This is a genomic window from Campylobacter sp. IFREMER_LSEM_CL908, from assembly GCF_025771545.1.
GTDB lineage: Bacteria > Campylobacterota > Campylobacteria > Campylobacterales > Campylobacteraceae > Campylobacter_D > Campylobacter_D lari_D.
In genome coordinates this window covers 1-20,203 of the sequence record NZ_JAKMQK010000006.1, presented here as the reverse complement: position 1 = coordinate 20,203, position 20,203 = coordinate 1, and the positions used below count along the sequence as shown (strand labels likewise).

The 20,203-nt window shown below is 29.9% G+C and carries 20 protein-coding genes and 1 tRNA gene; 7 read left to right on the top strand and 14 right to left on the bottom strand.

The window, feature by feature from the left end:
• Positions 1-4: 4 nt before the first annotated feature.
• Positions 5-418 carry an META domain-containing protein gene (locus L8U04_RS03325; RefSeq protein WP_133319320.1) on the top strand — a complete coding sequence of 138 codons (414 nt, stop codon included), beginning with the start codon at positions 5-7 and terminating at the stop codon, positions 416-418.
• 10 nt (positions 419-428) lie between these two features.
• On the opposite strand, the gene pyrF is transcribed toward L8U04_RS03325, so the two are convergent.
• The 6 genes from pyrF to L8U04_RS03295 are packed head-to-tail and all read right to left on the bottom strand — an operon-like array spanning position 429 to position 5,097.
• Complete coding sequence (gene pyrF, locus L8U04_RS03320; protein ID WP_263709425.1) at positions 429-1,112, bottom strand: orotidine-5'-phosphate decarboxylase; 684 nt, start codon at positions 1,110-1,112, stop codon at positions 429-431.
• Positions 1,109-1,507: a transcription antitermination factor NusB gene (gene nusB, locus L8U04_RS03315; RefSeq protein ID WP_263659333.1), complete on the bottom strand. Its 399-nt coding sequence runs from the start codon at positions 1,505-1,507 to the stop codon at positions 1,109-1,111. The genes pyrF and nusB overlap by 4 nt, the downstream gene beginning before the upstream one ends.
• Position 1,508: 1 nt before the next feature.
• Positions 1,509-1,979: a 6,7-dimethyl-8-ribityllumazine synthase gene (gene ribE / locus L8U04_RS03310; protein ID WP_012661257.1), complete on the bottom strand. Its 471-nt coding sequence runs from the start codon at positions 1,977-1,979 to the stop codon at positions 1,509-1,511.
• Positions 1,980-1,991: 12 nt separating this feature from the next.
• Positions 1,992-2,795, bottom strand: a complete 804-nt coding sequence (gene kdsA / locus L8U04_RS03305) for a 3-deoxy-8-phosphooctulonate synthase (protein ID WP_263659332.1) — start codon at positions 2,793-2,795, stop codon at positions 1,992-1,994.
• Positions 2,796-2,813: 18 nt separating this feature from the next.
• Positions 2,814-4,175, bottom strand: a complete 1,362-nt coding sequence (locus tag L8U04_RS03300; RefSeq protein ID WP_220566729.1) for a uracil-xanthine permease family protein — start codon at positions 4,173-4,175, stop codon at positions 2,814-2,816.
• A complete protein-coding gene (locus L8U04_RS03295) occupies positions 4,165-5,097 on the bottom strand; it encodes a DMT family transporter (protein ID WP_263709424.1) in 933 nt (310 codons plus the stop codon). Before L8U04_RS03295 ends, L8U04_RS03300 begins: the two co-directional genes overlap by 11 nt.
• Positions 5,098-5,196: 99 nt before the next feature.
• Here L8U04_RS03295 and der point away from each other — a divergent pair, with 99 nt between their 5' ends.
• Genes der through L8U04_RS03270 form a run of 5 tightly spaced genes read left to right on the top strand, consistent with a single transcriptional unit; the run spans position 5,197 to position 11,677 of the window.
• The gene (der, locus tag L8U04_RS03290; RefSeq protein WP_263709423.1) at positions 5,197-6,582 is read left to right on the top strand and encodes a ribosome biogenesis GTPase Der; all 1,386 of its coding nucleotides are present in this window, start codon (positions 5,197-5,199) and stop codon (positions 6,580-6,582) included.
• Entirely contained in the window at positions 6,566-7,063 is a 498-nt protein-coding gene (locus L8U04_RS03285) for a shikimate kinase (RefSeq protein ID WP_263662351.1), read from the top strand. The genes der and L8U04_RS03285 overlap by 17 nt, the downstream gene beginning before the upstream one ends.
• Positions 7,060-8,019, top strand: a complete 960-nt coding sequence (gene trpS, locus L8U04_RS03280; protein ID WP_263662350.1) for a tryptophan--tRNA ligase — start codon at positions 7,060-7,062, stop codon at positions 8,017-8,019. The genes L8U04_RS03285 and trpS overlap by 4 nt, the downstream gene beginning before the upstream one ends.
• An 11-nt stretch (positions 8,020-8,030) precedes the next feature.
• The gene (serS, locus tag L8U04_RS03275) at positions 8,031-9,266 is read left to right on the top strand and encodes a serine--tRNA ligase (RefSeq protein WP_263709420.1); all 1,236 of its coding nucleotides are present in this window, start codon (positions 8,031-8,033) and stop codon (positions 9,264-9,266) included.
• Positions 9,267-9,274: 8 nt separating this feature from the next.
• A complete protein-coding gene (locus L8U04_RS03270) occupies positions 9,275-11,677 on the top strand; it encodes a tetratricopeptide repeat protein (RefSeq protein WP_263709419.1) in 2,403 nt (800 codons plus the stop codon).
• Between the two features lie 102 nt (positions 11,678-11,779).
• Here the strand turns inward: L8U04_RS03270 and L8U04_RS03265 are convergent.
• From L8U04_RS03265 to secA, 7 genes are all read right to left on the bottom strand, one after another.
• Positions 11,780-11,854 (bottom strand) — tRNA-Asn (locus L8U04_RS03265).
• Positions 11,855-11,921: 67 nt separating this feature from the next.
• A complete protein-coding gene (locus L8U04_RS03260) occupies positions 11,922-12,830 on the bottom strand; it encodes a radical SAM protein (protein ID WP_263709418.1) in 909 nt (302 codons plus the stop codon).
• A complete protein-coding gene (hemE, locus tag L8U04_RS03255) occupies positions 12,827-13,849 on the bottom strand; it encodes a uroporphyrinogen decarboxylase (protein ID WP_263660565.1) in 1,023 nt (340 codons plus the stop codon). Before hemE ends, L8U04_RS03260 begins: the two co-directional genes overlap by 4 nt.
• Before the next feature lie 14 nt (positions 13,850-13,863).
• Positions 13,864-14,370: a YqhA family protein gene (locus L8U04_RS03250; RefSeq protein WP_087699510.1), complete on the bottom strand. Its 507-nt coding sequence runs from the start codon at positions 14,368-14,370 to the stop codon at positions 13,864-13,866.
• A gap of 11 nt (positions 14,371-14,381) precedes the next feature.
• On the bottom strand, positions 14,382-15,401 hold the full coding sequence (locus tag L8U04_RS03245) for an aspartate-semialdehyde dehydrogenase (protein ID WP_263660564.1): 1,020 nt from the start codon (positions 15,399-15,401) through the stop codon (positions 14,382-14,384).
• A 9-nt stretch (positions 15,402-15,410) separates the two neighbouring features.
• The gene (locus L8U04_RS03240; RefSeq protein WP_263660563.1) at positions 15,411-16,700 is read right to left on the bottom strand and encodes a sigma-54-dependent transcriptional regulator; all 1,290 of its coding nucleotides are present in this window, start codon (positions 16,698-16,700) and stop codon (positions 15,411-15,413) included.
• 8 nt (positions 16,701-16,708) lie between these two features.
• The gene (gene secA / locus L8U04_RS03235) at positions 16,709-19,300 is read right to left on the bottom strand and encodes a preprotein translocase subunit SecA (RefSeq protein WP_263672780.1); all 2,592 of its coding nucleotides are present in this window, start codon (positions 19,298-19,300) and stop codon (positions 16,709-16,711) included.
• A gap of 119 nt (positions 19,301-19,419) precedes the next feature.
• On the opposite strand from secA, the gene lolA reads away from it, so the two are divergent.
• The gene (lolA, locus tag L8U04_RS03230; protein WP_133319336.1) at positions 19,420-19,926 is read left to right on the top strand and encodes a LolA-like outer membrane lipoprotein chaperone; all 507 of its coding nucleotides are present in this window, start codon (positions 19,420-19,422) and stop codon (positions 19,924-19,926) included.
• On the opposite strand, the gene L8U04_RS03225 is transcribed toward lolA, so the two are convergent.
• Positions 19,927-20,203, bottom strand: a 277-nt coding sequence (locus L8U04_RS03225; protein WP_263709416.1) for a hypothetical protein, incomplete at its 5' end; no start/stop codon positions are given.

Genomic DNA, 20,203 nt, shown 5'->3' with positions numbered 1-20,203 from the left:
AAAAATGAAAAAAATAATCACATTAAGTATAGCGAGCTTAGCTATTTTTAGTGGGTGTTCTGTGGCAAATTTAAGTGTTGATGATTTACAAAACAAAGAATTTACTATAAGTTCTTATGAAGCTAATGGAAAAAATCATGAACTTCCTCAAAATACTAAAGCGAGCATTAGTTTTGATAATAAAGATAAAAGAGTTTTTGGTGTATCAGGATGTAATAGATTTTTTGGAAACTATAAAGATCAAGGAAGTAGTATCAAAATAGAAGATAATCTTGCTTCGACAAAAATGCTTTGCGATCAAGAATCTATGAAATTTGAAAACGACTTCTTAAGATATTTTAACGGAGAATTTCAAATTATTAGTGATGATGATGGAATTATTTTAGAAAATAAGAAAATGAAAATTTATTTAAAATAAGCCTCTAGGCTTATTTTAAATGCTCTAATATATTCTCACAAACCATTCTAGGTTCTTTTGCCTTATAAATAGGTCTTCCAACCACGATAAAATCTGACAGATTATCCTTAGCACACTGTATATCAGCTACTCTTTTTTGATCATCTAAATTTTCTTTAAAAGGACGAATTCCAGGAGTTAGTGTAATAAAATTTGTATTTGTATTTTCTTTAATCAATAAGCTCTCATATACCGAACAAACCATGCCATCAAGACCGCTTTCATAGCTAATTTTAGAAAATTCCTTAACAGCTTGTTTGATATCTTGTTTGTATATACTAAAAAATTCTTGCTCATCAAAACTAGTTAAAGCAGATACAGCAAGCACCAAAGGTCTTTTGCTTAAAGCACTTAAACGCTCCATAATCATACACATAGCACTTTTACCTGCACTTGCGTGGATATTAAACATATCCACATCAAGTTTAGCAAGCTCTTCGCAAGCATCTGCCATGGTATTTGGTATATCATAAAGCTTTAAATCTAAAAAGATTTTAAAATCATCCACTTTTTTAATCGCCTCTAAAAGCTTTACTCCATCTCTTAAATATGATCTAAGTCCTATTTTAACCCAAAGATCTAAACCTTTTAATTCTTTAGCCAAACTAATACACTCATCATAACTTGACACATCAAAAGCCACACAAAGTTTCATTGCTTTTCCTTGTTGATTTTATCCAACACCCCGTTGATAAATTTAGGAGCATTATCTCCTGCCATTTCTTTTGCAAGCTCTATAGCCTCGTTAATGATAATCGCTTTTTGTGTAGAAGTAAATAAAATCTCATAAGCACCTAAACGCAAAATGGCCTTTTCTATACTAGCTACTCCATCTAATTTGTGCTCTTTCAAGCACTCATTAATTTTCTCATCAAGCAAAGTAAGTTGCTCATTAATACCATTATATAAATCTAGAGTGAATTTTCTTTGGTCATTGCGAATTTTTTTCTCATCCAAAAATTCATTGATAAAATCTTTATTTTCTTGATTTAACTGTGCTGCATAAAGCAAAGAAACTATACTTTGTCTTACTTGGTGTCTAGTAGCCATTTTAAGCCTTAATTTTTTGGATTAAATTAAGCATTTCAACTACAGTAAGCATAGCTTCAAAACCCTTATTACCTGCTTTACTACCTGCTCTTTCTATGGCTTGCTCTAAGGTATCAGTTGTTAAAACTCCAAAACTCACAGGCACATTAGCTCCAAGCCCCACACTTGCTATACCTTTGGTAGTTTCAGCTGCTACATAATCAAAATGTGGTGTACTTCCACGAATTACTGCTCCAACACAACAAATTCCATCAAATTTTTTACTCTCACAAGCTTGTTTTAATGCAAAAGGAATTTCAAAAGCACCTGGCACTAAAATAAGACTTAAGTTTTCTTCCTTGCCTCCATGTCTTAAAAAAGCATCTTTAGCACCTTCAACTAAACGATCTGTGATGATATGATTAAATCTTGCATTGATAATCGCAATTTTCTCATCACCTTTTAAACTTAAATTTCCCTCTATTATCTTCATAATTTTCCTTTTTTAAATGATTTCTTGAATTTTTAAAAGCGTATTTACGCAGTTTTTAAGTCTTGAAAGATCAAGCATATTTGGTCCATCGCATAAAGCTTTGCAAGGATCAATGTGCGTTTCAAAGAAAAATCCATCTACGCCTACACTAGCAGCAGCTCTTGCTAATGGCTCTACAAATTCACTTTTGCCTCCACTACTTCCACCATTTGCTCCTGGCATTTGCACACTATGAGTAGCATCAAAAATAACTGGAGCATATTTTCTCATGACAACCAAACTTCTCATATCTACGACCAAATTTCCATAGCCAAAACTCGAACCTCTCTCAGCTACAAAAACTCCATTTTCTTTGGCTATTTCAAAACCTTCTTCATTAATGCCTCTAGTTTGTAAAATTTTAGCTACACTGTATTTAATATCCTCAGGATTTAAAAATTGCCCTTTTTTTACATTTACCTTGGCTTTTGTTTTAGCAGCAGCCACTAATAAATCAGTTTGCCTGCATAAAAAGGCAGGAATTTGTAAAACATCTACAACCTCAGCCGCAACACTCGCTTGAGAACTCTCATGAATATCAGTAAGAATTTGCATGCCAAATTTATCTTTCACTTTTTGCAAAATTTCCAAGCCTTTTTCAAGACCTGGCCCTCTAAAACTATTAATACTAGTTCTATTTGCTTTATCAAAACTTGATTTAAAATAAAAATCAATTCTATCATCTTTTAAAAAACATTCAAGCTCTTGTGCAACTTTAAAAACAAGTTCTTCATTTTCTATTACACAAGGACCTGCTATTAGTATCATTTTTTTCATTATTTTTCCTTATTTTTATTATTTTACTTTATTTTTTTCATTTTCTTCAAGCGGAAAAACGCAATTTAAAATAATAGCCGTAATCCCACCTGCTGCAATCCCTGAAGAAAATAAAGTTTTAAACCACATTGGCATAAATTCTAAAATATCAGGATTATTAGAAACTCCAAGCCCTATACCCAAACTCATAGCTATGATGATAATAGAACGACGATTTAGATTTTCCTTAGAAATAATCCTAACTCCCGTTGCAGCTATAGTACCAAACATTACTAAAGTTGCTCCACCTAAAATAGGCTCTGGAATTTGTAAAGTAATATCAGCCACAATAGGAAATAAACCCAAAATCATCAACATAAAAGCTACAATAAATCCAACATATCGACTTGCAACACCTGTTAAAGCTATAACGCCATTATTTTGCCCAAAACATGAATTTGGAAAAGTATTAAAAAAGGCTGAAACAAAGGAATTAAAACCATTAGCCAAAACCCCACCTTTTAATCTTTTTGCATAAAGTTCGCCTTTAACTGGCTGATTTGAAACTTCACTAGTAGCACTAATATCGCCGATAGTTTCTAAAGAAGTTACCATAAAAACTAAAATCAAAGGTAAAATAAGATTATAATCAATACTCAAACCATAATGTAAAGGATCGGGTAAAAACACTAAAGGTAAATTTTCATTAAAATTAAAACTAAAATTTTCAAAAGTCATAGCTACTAAAAGCCCTATTATCATAGCTATAAATAAAGAAGAAATTCTTATATAGGCATTATTAAAACGATTTAAAACAATAATACTTAAAATCACAACTCCGGCTAATAATAAATTTTGCAAAGAACCAAACTCACCACTTGCCTTAGCCGCAAATCCACCTCCTGCACTCACAAGGCCAACATTAATCAAACTAAGACCTATAATCATCACAACTATACCTGAAACCAAAGGCGAAATCACTCTTCTAATAAAAGGTAAAATTTGTGAAATAATCATTTCAGTAGTAGAACAAAGCATTAAAGTGCCAAAAATGGCTCCAAGCATTGCTTCTTGCGATAAACCATTATTTTTTAAAACAAGCCCACCTAAAATAATAGGTGCAACAAAATTAAAACTAGTCCCCTGAATAGATAAAAGTCCACTCCCTATAGGACCCCAAGTTTTAATCTGCAAAAGCGAAGCAACACCTGAAGCAAAAAGCGACATACAAATAATTCTAGCCGTATTAGTATCATCTATCCCAAGACCTTTGCAAATTAACAAAGCAGGTGTAATCACAGCAACAAACATAGCCATTAAATGCACTAATGCAGCAAAAAATGCCTTAGCAAAAGGTGGTCTATCTTCTAAACCATAAATTAAATCTGTTTTATTTTCCATTTTTCTTTCCTTTTGTTTGCTTACTAACCAAAATAATTCCTCCTAAAATAATGCTAAAAATTCCTATAAAAACCATTAAGCTAGGAAATTTATCTCCTAATAATATGCCCAAAAATAAAGTAAAAACTACATCTATATAGCTAACTCCCGCAACAACTCCTGCCTTTTTTGCTACCCCATAAGCTTTAGTAACATGAATTTGATACATTGCTCCAAAAATTCCCATCAAAACAATAAAAATCCAAGCTTTAAGACTAGGCATAATAAAAGGAGCAATTAAAAAATCAAGCTCTTTTATTTCATAAAAAGAACCTACAATCATAGACATTAAAGGCATCAAAGTACCAATTAAAACAAAAGATAAAGCTATAAATGGCGCTGGGTATGATTTTCTAAGCTCTCTTACGCTAGTTAGCGCCAAGGCTGCACAAAAACCGCTTAAAATTCCTAAAATACTATTTTTTAAATCAAAACCTGAATGCGTAGTGCTATCTGCAAAAGGCTGACAGATTAATAATACTCCTATAAAAGCAATCAAAATCCCAAAACAAGCTTTTAATCCTAAACTTTCTTTAAAAAATAAAAAAGCAATCAAAGCTATAAAAATAGGTGCTGTTTTTTGAAAAGCAAAAGCCCCACCTAATGAAATATTAGAAACATTATAAAAGAAAAGATATAAAGCAATCGTTCCTATAATACCTCTAAAAATAAGCAGTCCAAGATGTCCGCCACTTTTATGAAAATTTAATTTTGAAAGCGCATAAAGCATAAAAGCTGTGCCTATAATATTTCTAAAAAACATAATTTCAATCGATGATAATTCTTCACTAAGAATTTTTGCACAAGCACCTACAAATGCAAATTCTATAGAAGCAATAATCATAAAATATATACCTAAATTCTTTTTAACTATTCTTAACATATAAATTCCATATAAAATTCCTGTTATTTTAGTCTTTTTTGCTTAATTTTAAGGCAATTTTTATATAATCACAAATAAAAATTTAAAAAATGAGTATTAATGCAAAGTATTATTTTAATAGGAAAACCAAATGTTGGCAAATCAAGTCTTTTTAATAGACTTGCAAGAAAGCGCATTGCAATAACTAGTGACATAAGTGGAACTACAAGAGATACTAATAAAATAGAAGTAGAAATTGATGGCAAAAAAGCTTTATTGATAGATAGCGGCGGGCTTGATGAGAGTAATGAGCTTTTTAAAAATGTCAAAGCAAATTCGCTTAAAGCTGCTAAAAATAGTGATATTATCTTTTATATGGTGGATGGAAAATTTTTACCTGATGATGAAGATAAAGCTTTTTTTTATGAAATGAAAAAACTCAACAAACCCATAGCTTTAGTAATCAATAAAGTCGATAACAAAAAAGACGAGGAAAGATCTTGGGAATTTTCTAATTTTGGAGTAAAAGAAGTTTTTAATATCTCTGTAACACATAATATAGGCATTGATGAGCTTTGTATGTGGGCTAGTAAGTTTTTAGATGAAAGTTATTTAAATGCAGATGAAGAAGAAGACTTTGAAAGTTATTTAGAAAATTTTGATGAAAATAGCGGAGATTTTAAGCTAAAAACTATTAATGAAAATCATATTAAAGTGGGAATTATCGGCAGGGTTAATGTAGGAAAATCAAGTCTTTTAAATGCTTTAGTAAAAGAAGAACGTAGCGTGGTAAGCGATATAGCAGGCACTACAATTGATCCTGTTAATGAAAGCATTATGCATAAAGATAAAATCATCGAATTTGTAGATACTGCGGGTATTAGAAAACGCGGGAAAATACAGGGTTTAGAGCGTTATGCACTTAATAGAACTGAATATGCCCTAGCCAATGCTCAAATTGCACTTTTAGTACTTGACGCAGCTGAAGGTTTTAACGAACTTGATGAGCGTATCGCAGGGCTTGCTGCTAAACATTGTTTAGGTGTGATTATCGTACTTAATAAATGGGATAAAAGCGAACTTGATTTTGATAAAACTTTAAAAGAATTAAAACTAGATCGTTTTAAATTCCTAGCTTATGCACCTGTTGTAAGCGTATCAGCTTTAAGTGGAAAAAGAATACATGTGCTTTTGGATAAAATTTTAGAAGTTTTTGCAAATTTCACCCAAAAAATTCCAACAGCAAAATTAAATGCTTTGGTAGAAGAAGCCACAAGAGCCCACCCACTACCACATGATTATGGCAAATTAGTGAAAATTTATTATGCAGTTCAATACGACTTAGCACCTCCAAAAATAGCTCTAATTATGAATAGACCAAAAGCTTTACATTTTAGTTATAAACGATATTTACAAAATCAAATTAGAAAACAATTTAACTTTGAAGGTGTACCTTTAATTTTAGCTTCAAGAAAAAAAGGTAGCAAAGATGAGCAAGAAAACTAACCTCCTTTTTGTAGGATTTATGGGCTGTGGTAAAACAACTATAGCAAGGGCTTATGCAAAAAAATATGATAAATTCTTTTTAGATACAGATGTTTTAATCAAAGAAAAATTTAATCTTGAAATTAGTGAATTTTTTAAAACATATGGAGAAAAAAAATTTCGCAAAGAAGAAAAAAAACTTGTTTCGTTTTTAACTTATGTGCAAAATTGTTCTATTGCAAGCGGTGGTGGCTTCATAGAACAAAAAAAAATAAAAAATATTGGTACTATCGTTTACTTAAAAGCAAGTTTTGATTATCTCTTGAAAAGACTAAATAAAGAAGAATTGGCCACAAGACCCTTATTTTCAAACACAAACAATGCTAAAATACTATTTGATCAAAGAATTAAAAAATATGAAAAAAAAGCAAATATCATTATAAACATTGAAAACAAAAATATCCAAGAAATAATTAAAGAAATCAAAAAAGAGGTAAAATGAGAATTATTACAGGATTACAGCCAAGTGGGGATTTACATATAGGAAATTATTTTGGCTCTATAAAACAAATGCTAAATATGCAAGAAGAAAATCAAATGTATATGTTTATAGCAAACTATCATGCTATGACTTCAAATTTTAATGGAGAAAAACTTAAACAAAATTCACTCAAAGCTGCGGCAGCTTTTTTAAGTTTAGGAATTGATCCACAAAAAAGCGTATTTTGGTTACAAAGTGATGTAAAAGAAGTGATGGAGCTTTATTGGATTCTTTCTCAATTTACCCCAATGGGACTTTTAGAAAGAGCACATAGCTATAAAGATAAAATTGCCAAAGGTTTAAATGCCAACCATGGGCTTTTTTCTTACCCTGTTTTAATGGCTGCAGATATTTTACTTTTTAATGCTCAAATAGTTCCTGTAGGTAAAGATCAAATTCAGCATGTTGAAATAGCAAGAGATATAGCCTTAAAAGTAAATAATGAATGGGGTGAAATTTTTACCCTACCTCAAGCTAAAGTTAATGATGAAGTTGCAGTAGTGCCTGGTACTGATGGAGCTAAAATGAGCAAGTCTTATCAAAACACAATCGATATTTTTAATACACCAAAAGCTATTAAAAAACAAATTTCTTCCATTATCACAGATAGTACAGCTTTAGAAGATCCAAAAGATTGGCAAAATTGTAATGTATTTAAAATCGCAAAATTGTTTTTAGACAAAACAAAACAAGAAACTTTAAAAAGCCGTTATGAAAAAGGTGGCGAAGGTTATGGGCATTTTAAAATGTATTTAAATGAAATCATTAGTGAGTATTTTGCCTCGGCTAAGGAAGAATATGAAAAATTACTAGCTAATCCTTCTAAAATCGATGAGATTTTAGAATTTGGAGCAAGCAAAGCAAAAAAACAAGCCCGAGAAACAATGGAAAAAATTTATGCTAAAATAGGACTATAAAAGGAGTTAGAATGTTAGATTTAAAACTTTTGCAAAATAATTTTGATGAAATTGCACAAAAACTAAAAGCTAAAAAAGTAGATGAAAATTTACTCAAAGAACTTAGCGACTTATTTATAAATTTAAAAAAAGAAAAAGCACTTTTGGAAGAATTTCAAGCTTTTCAAAATAAATTTAGTAAAGAGCTTGCAACAGCACAAGATAAAGAAAGCTTAAAAGTACAACTAAGCCAAAATAAAGAAAAAATCAATACTCAGTCAAAAATCGTTAGCACGCTAGAAGAAAAACTAGAACAAATTGCCCTAGCAATACCAAATATCCCTGATGATTGCGTGCCTTTTGGAGAAGATGAAGATGAAAATGTAGAATTAAAAAAAGTTCTAACACCTCCTAGTTTTGATTTTGAAATCAAAGAACATCATGATTTGGGAGAAAAATTAAACTGGCTTGATTTTACAAGAGGGGTTAAAATCTCACAAAGTCGTTTTTGTGTGCTTAAAAATGAAGGAGCTTTACTAAGTAGAGCCTTGGTAAATTATATGATTGATTTTAATAGAAGTAGAGGTTTTGAGCTAGTCAATGTACCATTTTTAGTAAATAGCGCAACCATGTATGGCACAGGACAGCTTCCTAAATTTAAAGATGATATGTATAAGGTAGAAAATGATGATTTATATCTCATCTCAACTTCTGAAATTCCTGTAACTAATCTTTATTCTAATGAAATTTTAACTCAAGAAGAACTACCCTTAAAAATGACCTGCTATAGTGCTTGTTTTAGACAAGAAGCAGGAAGCGCGGGTAGAGACACAAGAGGTATTATAAGACAACATCAATTTGAAAAAGTAGAGCTTGTTAGTATATGCAAACCTGATCAAAGTGAATTGATGTTTGAAGAAATGTTAAATTGCGCCAGTGATTTACTAAGCTCTTTGGGTCTAGCACATAGGCATTTAATGCTTTGCACGGGAGATTTGGGCTTTTCTGCTGCTAAAACAGTAGACTTAGAAGTATGGCTTCCATCGCAAAACAAATACCGTGAAATTAGCTCTGTGTCAAATTGTAAAGATTTTCAAGCAAGACGTGCAAAGATCCGCTTTAAAAACGATAAGGGCAAAAATGAATTAGTTCACACACTTAATGGTTCTTCGCTAGCTGTTGGTAGAACCTTAGTAGCTATTATGGAAAATTATCAAGAAAAAGATGGAAATATAAGAATTCCTGATGCATTAAGAAAATACTTTTAAGAGAAAACATGGCCGAAGAAGTAACACCTAAAGAACAAGATAATCAAGAAAAAGCTTTTTCAGAGATTGATGAAAATCCAGGAGTGGAAGAACAAACTATCCCTCCTGGCACAATACCTCCTGAATTAGAGGAAGAAGAAAGTACTTTTCAAAGAGTAGAGGAAGAACCTCAAACATTACAACCTGAAGAAAAGAAAAAGCTTTTTGATAAAAAATTTCTTATTTTGATTTCAACACTTGGTGCTCTTGCTCTAATTTTACTTATTATTTTAGTTTTACTTCTTGTTTTTAAAGAAGATAAAAAAGTAATCACAAATAATCCAATTTTAGAAGATAATGTTAGTACAAGTATCACAAAGGTGAAACAATCTGCTTTAGATCTTGTAGTACAAAAGGCAAATTTATTATATGAAAAAGGTGATATAGAAAGTGCTTTAGAGCTTTATAATAATATTAATATTTTCAATCAATCTTTATCAAGTTATAATCTTGGTGTAGCTCAAATGAAACAAAAAGATTATATTAGTGCTGTTGAGAATTTCAAACAATCTTTAGAATTAGAAGAACACAAAGTTGCAGCAGCTATTAATATAGCTGTGTGTTATTTTAATCTGGGCGATAAAGAGAAATTTAAATATTATCTTGATTTAGCAAGAGTACATTTACCACAAGATTCTAAATCTTCTTTGTATGATTATTATCTAGGATTAATTAATTACTATCAAGGATTTTATCCAGAGGCTTTACAAATGTTCATGCGTTCAAGTAATATCAACAGCTATCAAGGAGAGTCTTATTACCTTGGGGCAAAAATTTACGCATTATTAAAATCTGATCAAAACGCCATTAATCTTCTGCAAAAGCAACAAGATTATGAAGCAAGCTTACCCTTAGGTTTATTATATGCAAAACTGGGAGAATATAAAAAAGCTAAAGAATATCTTGAAAAAGCATCAAAAATAGAAAATCAAGCCATAAGAAGCAAAATGGCTCTAGCTTTAGTAGAATTAAAAACAGGTCAATTTGACAATGGTGCACAAATTTTAAAAACTTTATATGTAAAAGATAGAGCTATTGGCTCAAAATACTATAACATAAAAACAAGACTAAAAAGAAATTTTTCAAATATTGATATAGCGCAGCAACATTTTGCCAAAAGTTTAATCACAGGAAAACAACAAATTTATGATTTACTTTTTTATTTTTCACCTTATCGCGTTTTTGATATAAAACAAAGCATGGAACTCATCACAAAAGCTGATTTGGGAAATTTCATACAAGGGTATGAGTATGAAAATGAATTGCTTGTTAAAAGCAAAGCTTTATCAGGCGTTAATGTGGAATTATCTCATGCTATCAATCTAGCTTTTAATTTTCATCTAAGAGAAGCAAATCAAGAATTTAAAAATTTAAGTGAAATTTATCATGCTCACGATGTAATTCATTACAATCTTGCTTTAACTTATGCACAACTGCAAGATTATAATAATGCATATAAACATTTTTCAACTGCTTATCATTTAAATCCAAAAAATTATATTGCAGGTATTTTTGCCATATATTGCATGGATTTAGTAAAAAAAGATTATACCAAACTTGCTAATGAACTTTTGGAAAATTTACAAGCAGATAATAATATCGATCAAAATCATAATATCTATAAATATTTACTACATCTAGTTAAAAGTGACTTTACTGCTATGATTCCTTATTTAGACAACCTTTCAAATAGCAAAAATACTCCTTTAGAACTAATGTTTGCTATAGTAGCTGCTAATGGCAATAATCTTGAAATTTTAAGAAATCAAAAAATAAAAGAATTAAAAGATTTGCTCGGTGAGGATATTATTAGCAATATTTTATATTTTAATTCTAAAAACACAAATCTTGATATTAAAGAGTATGCCAAACAAGCACAAATGTATTTTTTAACAACCAAGCTTGATTATAATTCTTTATTTGGTGGAGCTGGTATAGTTAAAGACAGCTATGTGACACTTATGCAAATTACAGGCTTGTTAAATCATGTTAGAAATGACATAAAAAAAAGACTTGCTATGAGTAATAAAAATTCCATCGGGCTGATTTTTGCTCTAGCTTATGTTGATATTTTTGCTAAAGAATATCAAGAAGCATATACGCTTTACAATATCTTAATAGATGATTATAAAATCAAAGATGCACAAACTTTATTTTTAGCCGCAGTAGCAGCGATAGGTTCTAATAATCCAAATTCAGCCATAGCTTTACTAGAGCTTGCAAAATTAGAAAATGAAGAAACCTTAGAAGCAAGACTTGCACTAGGACTATTATATCATGAAGTTCAAAATTTAGAACCTGCTATGTTTCAATATGAAAAAGTAGGGAATAATTTTGAAAGTAAATTTTTTACTTTTGATATTAAAAATTAGTATTTTCATAAAATAAGAAAATACTAATTAACTATCAAAAAATATAATTATAAATTACAAATTAGATTATTATAAAATATACATGAGGTTAACTTTATGAAGTGGCTCCGGATGTAGGATTCGAACCTACGACCAATCGGTTAACAGCCGACTACTCTACCGCTGAGCTAATCCGGAACATCAATAAATAAGAAATGATATTATATAAGAAAAAAACTTTTTTGTCAAGATTTTTTATAAAAAATTACGCTTTTTTGTAAAATTTTACTCCTGCTAAATTTTCTACAACAACTTTTCGTTCTTTAATTAATTTTTCTAATATATCTTTACTATGCTGACTAAATTTGTTTTCTATATCAAATTCACTTTGCGCTCTAAGCTGCAGCATCTTCAAGAGCTCTTGGATATTAAAATCAATTTTTTCACCTTTGTAATAATGTTTAGCAAGCACAACAGGCACACTAGTGATATACATACTTAATTCTTCCAACTTTTCCAAAGATATACCTTTAACAGGATACGCAGGCGGTCTATCTATAGTGCTAAAATCCACTCTTGATGGTCTTATCTTGTCAAATGCCTCATTTAAAGCCAACATCTCATCTTTGTTATCATTCAATCCCTTGACAATTAAAACTTCCATAACAAGCTCACCCAAAAATTTCTCTCTAAAGGCGATCATTTGTTCTATCATTGTTTCAAGTTTTATTTGCTTTAAAGCCCTATCAACTCTATAAAAAGTTTTTTCCATTGCACTATCAAGACTAAATTTAACTACATCAATATACATTAAAGCATCAAAAATATCCGAATTTAAAACTCCACTACCATTGCTTAGGATTAAGAGTTTTTTATCTTGTTTTATTTTATTTAACTCATAAACTAATTCTTTTAAATGAGGATATAAAGTAGGCTCACCATTTGCAGTTAATGTTAAAAAGTCAAATTGCACATTACCTTTCAATACACTTTGTACTTCATCGATAATATTTTTTATTTTAGGATAAATTAAAGATTTTTCCAAAGGCTTTGCAGCTTGTAATTCACAATAAACGCAGTCAAAATTACATTGTTTTTGATTTGGACTTAAATCAATTCCCAATGAAAGTCCAAATCTTCTTGAACTTATAGGCCCAAAAGTTATTTTACTCACTTTTTAGATTTCTCTTGAACTAGCTTGATAAAATATTTAGCATTATCAACAGGAATATCAGGTAAAATTCCATGTCCGAGATTAAAAATATGTGCACTATCTTGCATAATATTTAAAATTTTATCCACACCTTGTTCAATAGCTTTTTTATCATAGAGTCTGCAAGGCTCCATATTACCCTGCAAAGTATATTTAGCGCCTAGTTTTTCCTTAGCCAACTCTAAAGGGGTACTCCAATCTACTCCAAAGACATCAAAATTTCCATTTATATCATCTAAGAACCCACTTACCCCTTTAGGAAATAAAATCACAGGAATATGCGGATATTTTTCCTTTATAAAATCAGCAATTTCAAGCATATATTTAAAAGAAAACTCAAAAAACATTTCTTTTTCTAAAGCACTTGCCCAACTATCAAATATCTGTATAGCATTAGCACCTGCTCTAATTTGCTCTTGAATATAATACTTTAAAACAAAAGTAAGTTTAGATAAAATTTGATGTAAAAATTCAGGATTTTGATAGACTAATTTTTTACACTTTGCATAATTTTTACTACTACCACCCTCTATCATATAAGTAGCAATAGTCCAAGGACTTCCACAAAAACCAATCAAAGCTTTATCTTGTGTAAGTTTTTCTCTAGTAAATGCTAGTGCATCATAAACGTAAGAAAGATTTTTAATGCTTTTTTCAACATCTAATCTTTCCAATTCTTCTTTTGTTTTAATAGGATTTGAAAATATAGGGCCCTCGCCTTTTTCAAATTTTAAATCCATACCCATTTCTAAAGGTACTACCAAAATATCTGAAAAAATAATAGCTGCATCAACACCCAAAATATCTACTGGTTGTAAGGTAACTTCACTCGCTTTTTTATAATCTTTACAAAGTGATAAAAAATCTCCAGCACTTGCTCTAACCTGCATATATTCAGGTAAATATCTTCCTGCTTGGCGCATCATCCAAACTGGAGTATAAGGGGTTGACTTTTTAAAACATGCATCAATAAAAATCATTTTTATTCCTTATTTTAATGATCACTTTTGTGTAAAAAATAAAGTCCTATACAAAGAGCTAAAATAGAACCTGCAAGATAAGTCATATCCAAAACCGTATTTAGTTGCATTTGCAAAATTCTTTGGAAAAAATTTACGACTAAAACCATAATAATAACTTTTGCAAGCTTATCTTTTAGTTGATCTAAACTGTGCACTTCTAAAACTTTTGACTGTTTAGTTTGTTTAAATTCTTCTATTTCACTAATAAAAAGTTCATAAATTCCAAAAGAAAATATAAATAAAACTAAAGCCATTAAATATAAATCTACAGCCCCTATAATCAAACCAACAATATCCTCATGCAAATCTACCGTAGAATTAGGCAACATAAAATACTCAAATACATATTTTAAAACTTTAATCACATCATAACTTGCAATAAAAAATAAAACAAAAGCTCCTATAAGGCCAAAAATTACAGGCAAAATAGTGACTAAACGACTTTTAACTAATAAATTTTCAAAAAATCTTTCTAACATTTTTCTCCTTTTTAAACCAATTCTAGCCATTTTTGTGCAATACGCACTGCATTTGTAGCAGCTCCTACACGAATTTGATCAGCCACGCACCATAAGTGTAAAATATTTTTATGATTAATATCGCGTCTAATTCTTCCTACATAAGTTTCATTAGTATCGCTTGTAAAAAGTGGCATAGGATATTTTTTATTTTCTACATCATCAATCACAACAACACTTGGTGCTTTAGAAAGTATCTCTCTAACCTTAGCAACATCAACATCTTTTTCAAAATGCATAGTAATAGCTTCACTATGACTTCTAAGCACAGGAACTCTTACGCAAGTTGCTGAAATTTCAAGTTTTTTATGCAATATTTTTTGCGTTTCATTTACCATTTTTAATTCTTCTTTAGTGTAGCCATTTTCACTAAAAACATCAATTTGAGGAATTAAATTTAAAGCTAAGGTATATGGAAAAGTTTTTGCCTCAAATTCATCTAATTTAAAAGCAAAAAAACTTTGCATTCCTTGAACTAATTCTTCCATACCTTCTTTACCTGCACCACTTGCTGCTTGATAAGTACTTACATCTACCCTTTTTAGATTAAATACATCATCAAGTGGTTTTAAAACATGTACCATTTGTATAGTAGAGCAATTTGGATTAGCAATAATTCCTGTTTTTTCCCAATCTTTAATATCTTCGCTATTGCATTCAGGAACTACCAAAGGAACATTTTCATCCATTCTAAAATGACTAGTATTATCAATCACTACAGCACCACACTCTACTGCGTATTTTGCATACTCAGCACTTATGTTTCCTCCGGCACTAAAAAAAGCAATATCTACAGGATTTTCTTTAAAAACATTTGGAGTTAATTCTTTTACTTTATAACTTTTTCCTCTAAATTCTACTTCACTACCTGCACTTTTTGCGCTTGCTAATGGTAAAATACTTTCAACCGGGAAATCAAGCTCATCTAAAACATTTAAAAGTTCTTCGCCAACCGCTCCTGTTGCACCTACAATGGCTATTTTTTTCATCATCCATCCTTTTTAAGTAATATTGTATTTTTTCATTTTTTCACTAAAAATTTTTTCACTCATCCCTATAAGCTTAGCTGCTTCTGCAATATCTTGCGAATTTTTTAAAGCTTCTAAAATCAATTCTTTTTCAAGATTTTTAATATCTTTACTTTTTCTACTTTCTAAAAATAAATCTTGAGCGCTAATCTCATCATTTTCACTTAAAATACAAGCTCTTTGTATAATAGAAATCAATTCTCTAATATTACCTGGAAAATCATAAGCTAGCAAAGCACCTTGTGCTTCTTGACTTAAAGTTTTTTCATTAAAATCGTATTCTTTACATGTATCAAGTAATACCTTTTGTGCAATTTGCAAAATTTCTTCTTGACGCTCTCTTAGTGGTGGTATATTAATAGGAATAGTATTAAGCCTATAATATAAATCTTGTCTGAATTCATTATCTGTAATCTTTTTTTCTATATGAGCATTAGTTGCACTAATAATTCTTACATCAATCTTTATACTTTTAGTACTTCCTAATCTTGTAATTTCTTTTTCTTGCAAGGCTCTTAATAATTTTGCTTGAATTTCATAAGGCATTTCACCTATTTCATCTAAAAACAAAGTGCCTTCATTAGCAAGCTCAAACAACCCTATTTTAGTAGTATTAGCATCGGTAAATGCACCTTTTTCAAAACCAAAAAGCTCACTTTCTATCAAATTTGATGGAATTGCTGCCATATTAATAGCCACAAAAGGTTTTTGTGCTCTTTTTGAATTTTTATGCACAAAATTTGCAAAAACTTCTTTACCTACCCCACTTTCTCCAAAAAAAAGCACACTTGCATCTGTCTTAGCAGCCTTAGTAGCCAATTTTAAACAATCTTCCAAAGCTTTAGAAGTACCATAAAAATCTTGATTTTCTTCTTTTTTGATAATCTTTTTGTTTGTTTTTTTAGAAGTCTTTTCTTGAATTATTTTTGCGCGTTTTATCGCAGTTACTAAAGTATTAATATCAAATGGTTTTACTAGAAAATCTTTTACTCCAAGTCTTACTGCTTCTATGGCACGATTTAGCGTTGCATTACCTGTAATAATAATAAAATCATATTTATTCTCACAAGCTTGCACAAATTCAATACCATCCATACCCGGCATATTAATATCTGTAATAATCAAATCAACATCATCATTTAGTTTTTTTAAAGCTTCAGTTGCTGATTTATAAGATTTTATAGCAAATTCTTCATACTCACTCAAAGCAATTTCGAGTGATTTTCTCATATTTATATCATCTTCAACTATAACTAATTTCATTTCAAACCTTAAGCTAAAATACCCTTTTTAGGACCACTTTTACCATGACATTCTTTATATTTTTTACCACTACCGCAAGGACAAGGTGAATTTCTAGGCACTTTAGTAATTTGTGCTTCACCATTTTCATCAACACCACTTTCTGTGGTACTAGCTAAAAACTGCTCGTTTTGTTCATGGCTTTTTTCTTCAAAATTCTGTGCTTCTTTTTGAGTAAAAACTACATTAAATAATAATTTCAAACTATCAAATTTAACACGCTCAACAAGCTCCATGAAAAGATTATAACTTTCTTTTTTGTATTCTACTAAAGGATCTTTTTGATTATAACTTCTTAAACCTATACCAGTTTTCAAAATATCCATTTGGTATAAATGCTCTCTCCATAGATTATCCAAAATTTGAAGATATAGAATTCTTTCAATTCTTCTAGCTTCCTTATCTTCAATAATATTCATTTTATCTTTGTAAGCTTTTTCTAAAATTTCACTTAATTTATTTTCTGCTTCAATTACACCTAAATCTTTAAAATCAGCTTCGCTAAGCTCAAGATTACACTCATAACTTACTTTTTGCTTTAAGCTTTCAAAATGCTTAACATCATCTTCAAGTTCTGCATTTAGATAAATTTGGCTTACTAAGTGATTACTATACTCGGCAATATTTTTTAAAATTTTATCTTGCAAGTCAAATTCTTCATCTAACAATTCATTTCTATAATTATAAATAGTCTTTCTTTGTTCATTTGCCACATCATCATATTCAAGCAAATGTTTTCTGCTCTCAAAATGCAAGCTTTCAACTTTTTTTTGCGCATTCTCAACAGCTCTTGTAACAATACGACTTTCTATATGCTCGCCCTCTTCTATACCTAATCTTTCCATGATATTTTTTATGCGATCACCACCAAAAATTCTCAAAAGATTATCCTCTAAACTTAAGTAAAATCTACTTACACCAGGATCACCTTGACGCCCTGCACGACCACGAAGTTGATTGTCTATTCTTCTGCTTTCATGACGCTCAGTTCCTATAATATAAAGCCCGCCTAAAGCTCTTATTTCATCATCTATTTTTATATCAACCCCACGACCTGCCATATTAGTAGCTATAGTCACTGCACCTTTTTTACCTGCATCTTGGATAATCAAAGCTTCTTGCTCGTGATTTTTAGCATTAAGCACATGATGAGGAATGCGTTCTTTTACAAGCATATTATGAAATACTTCACTTCTTTCAATACTTGCAGTTCCCACTAAAACTGGCTGACCCTTTGCATTTGCTTTTTTTATCTCTTCAATAACTGCTTTAAATTTTTCTTCTTGAGTTTTATAAATCAAATCATCCTTATCTATTCTTGCAATTGGTATATTTGTAGGTATAGAAACTACATCTAAATTATAAATTTGAGAAAATTCCGTTGCCTCAGTTTGTGCAGTACCTGTCATGCCTGCTAACTTTTTATACATTCTAAAATAATTTTGGAAAGTAATATCTGCTAAAGTTTGACTTTCTTCCTGAATTTTTACCCCTTCTTTAGCTTCTAATGCTTGGTGTAAACCATCACTAAAGCGTCTTCCCTCGCTTAATCTTCCCGTGAATTCATCAACAATTACAACTTCTTTATCTCTTAATACATAATGCACATCTTTTTCAAATAAATTATGTGCTTTTAAAGCCTGATCAAGCTGATGGGCCAATATTGCATTATCTAAGCTATATAAATTTTCTACTCCAAATAATTTTTCAGCCTTAGAAATTCCAGCCTCTGTAATCATAATAGTTCTATTTTTCTCATCAACAACAAAATCACCACTTGGCAATTCTTGAGGAGTAACAGCTACTTGGCCTTTTTGCATTTGTTTTGCTACTTCATTTGCTTTAACATAGCCGTCTAAAGTTCTATTTGTAGGCCCACTTATAATAAGCGGAGTTCTTGCTTCATCTATTAAAATACTATCTACTTCATCAACTATAACAAAATTATGCTCTCTTTGTACTTTTTCAAGCTTTGAAAATTTCATGTTATCGCGTAAATAATCAAAGCCAAATTCATTATTTGTACCATAAGTTATATCACACTCATAAGCTTTTTTATGTGCCTCATCACTATTTTGTTCTGAAACTATCACACCTACACTAAAACCTAAAAAATTATAAATAGCACTCATTTGCTCTGCATCTCTTTTAGCCAAATAATCATTTACAGTAACCACATGCACACCCTTACCACTCATAGCATTTAATACAACAGGTAAAGTTGCAACCAAGGTTTTACCTTCCCCAGTTTTCATTTCAGCAATTTTTCCATCATGTAAAACCATACCACCAATTAATTGCACATCAAAATGGCGCATATTAAGAGTTCTTTTTCCTACTTCTCTAACTATTGCAAAAACATCATTCAGTATTTGGTCTAAAGTTTGTTCTTCTTTTTGAATTTGTGTTTTAAATTCTATAAATACTTGTTTTAATTCATCATCGCTTAAATTTTGGTATTTTGATTCTAAAGCATTAATTTGCACAACCCTCTTTAAATATTTTTTTACTTCTCGATCATTTTTTGTGCCAAATATTGCTTTAAATACACTAGAAAACATTTTTTTACCTTTAATTACAAAAATATATGCTAGATTATACCTTGAATTTAATTAGAACTATATAAAAAGTTTTGTTTGGATAAATTTTATATAATTTACAAAATTTTTAAAGGATAATTATGAGATATTTTATATTTTTAATGTTATTTGTTTGTAGTATTTTTGCTTTTGATATAAATTTTAAAAATTTTAGTAGTAATTTTGAACAAAAGGTACAAAGCAATAATTCTTCGCTAAATTATAAAGGAAATTTTATCATTACTCAAAATAAAGCATTTTGGAATTATACTAAACCAAATAAAAAACAAATTTATATCAATCACAAAGAAGTTATTATCATAGAGCCTGAGTTAGAACAAGCTATTTATACTCAATTGCAAAATTTACCAAATCTTCAAGAAATTTTTAAAAATGCAAAATTAATATCTCATGAAAATTATGAAGCAAAATACGAAAATATCACATATAATATCAAACTAAAAAATGATAATCTTAGTAATATTTCTTATAAAGATGAGTTGGGAAACTTAGTTAGTATTTATTTTTATAATCAGAAATTTGATCAAAATATCAACGAAAATATTTTTATACCAAAAATCCCAAGCCATTTTGATATTATTCAATAATCAAAATGGTATTTCATTAAACAAATCTTGCTGTTCTTTACTTGGAGCTAACATTTGCATTTGAGTTTTTTCCATGGTTTTTAAAATCATATCCATAGCCTCTTTACTTGTGTTAGTATCTTGATTAAAACTTTTATTATCATCTTTATCATTGTTGTTTATTTGATCGGTATTTATATCTTTTGATTGAGTATTATTTTGATCCGTATTTTTTGCAACTTTGGAATTATCTTGAATTTCCTTTTGTTTGATAGTTTTTATTATATTATCATCTTTT

Coding starts and splice junctions, on each gene's coding strand:
- nusB (WP_263659333.1), bottom strand. CDS start 1,507: ATGGCTACTAGACACCAAGTAAGACAAAGTATAGTTTCTTTGCTTTAT.
- L8U04_RS03240 (WP_263660563.1), bottom strand. CDS start 16,700: ATGAAATTAGTTATAGTTGAAGATGATATAAATATGAGAAAATCACTC.
- lolA (WP_133319336.1), top strand. CDS start 19,420: ATGAGATATTTTATATTTTTAATGTTATTTGTTTGTAGTATTTTTGCT.
- L8U04_RS03300 (WP_220566729.1), bottom strand. CDS start 4,175: ATGGAAAATAAAACAGATTTAATTTATGGTTTAGAAGATAGACCACCT.
- der (WP_263709423.1), top strand. CDS start 5,197: ATGCAAAGTATTATTTTAATAGGAAAACCAAATGTTGGCAAATCAAGT.
- kdsA (WP_263659332.1), bottom strand. CDS start 2,795: ATGAAAAAAATGATACTAATAGCAGGTCCTTGTGTAATAGAAAATGAA.
- trpS (WP_263662350.1), top strand. CDS start 7,060: ATGAGAATTATTACAGGATTACAGCCAAGTGGGGATTTACATATAGGA.
- serS (WP_263709420.1), top strand. CDS start 8,031: ATGTTAGATTTAAAACTTTTGCAAAATAATTTTGATGAAATTGCACAA.
- ribE (WP_012661257.1), bottom strand. CDS start 1,979: ATGAAGATAATAGAGGGAAATTTAAGTTTAAAAGGTGATGAGAAAATT.
- L8U04_RS03295 (WP_263709424.1), bottom strand. CDS start 5,097: ATGTTAAGAATAGTTAAAAAGAATTTAGGTATATATTTTATGATTATT.
- L8U04_RS03325 (WP_133319320.1), top strand. CDS start 5: ATGAAAAAAATAATCACATTAAGTATAGCGAGCTTAGCTATTTTTAGT.
- L8U04_RS03245 (WP_263660564.1), bottom strand. CDS start 15,401: ATGATGAAAAAAATAGCCATTGTAGGTGCAACAGGAGCGGTTGGCGAA.
- hemE (WP_263660565.1), bottom strand. CDS start 13,849: ATGATTTTTATTGATGCATGTTTTAAAAAGTCAACCCCTTATACTCCA.
- L8U04_RS03250 (WP_087699510.1), bottom strand. CDS start 14,370: ATGTTAGAAAGATTTTTTGAAAATTTATTAGTTAAAAGTCGTTTAGTC.
- L8U04_RS03270 (WP_263709419.1), top strand. CDS start 9,275: ATGGCCGAAGAAGTAACACCTAAAGAACAAGATAATCAAGAAAAAGCT.
- L8U04_RS03285 (WP_263662351.1), top strand. CDS start 6,566: ATGAGCAAGAAAACTAACCTCCTTTTTGTAGGATTTATGGGCTGTGGT.
- secA (WP_263672780.1), bottom strand. CDS start 19,300: ATGTTTTCTAGTGTATTTAAAGCAATATTTGGCACAAAAAATGATCGA.
- pyrF (WP_263709425.1), bottom strand. CDS start 1,112: ATGAAACTTTGTGTGGCTTTTGATGTGTCAAGTTATGATGAGTGTATT.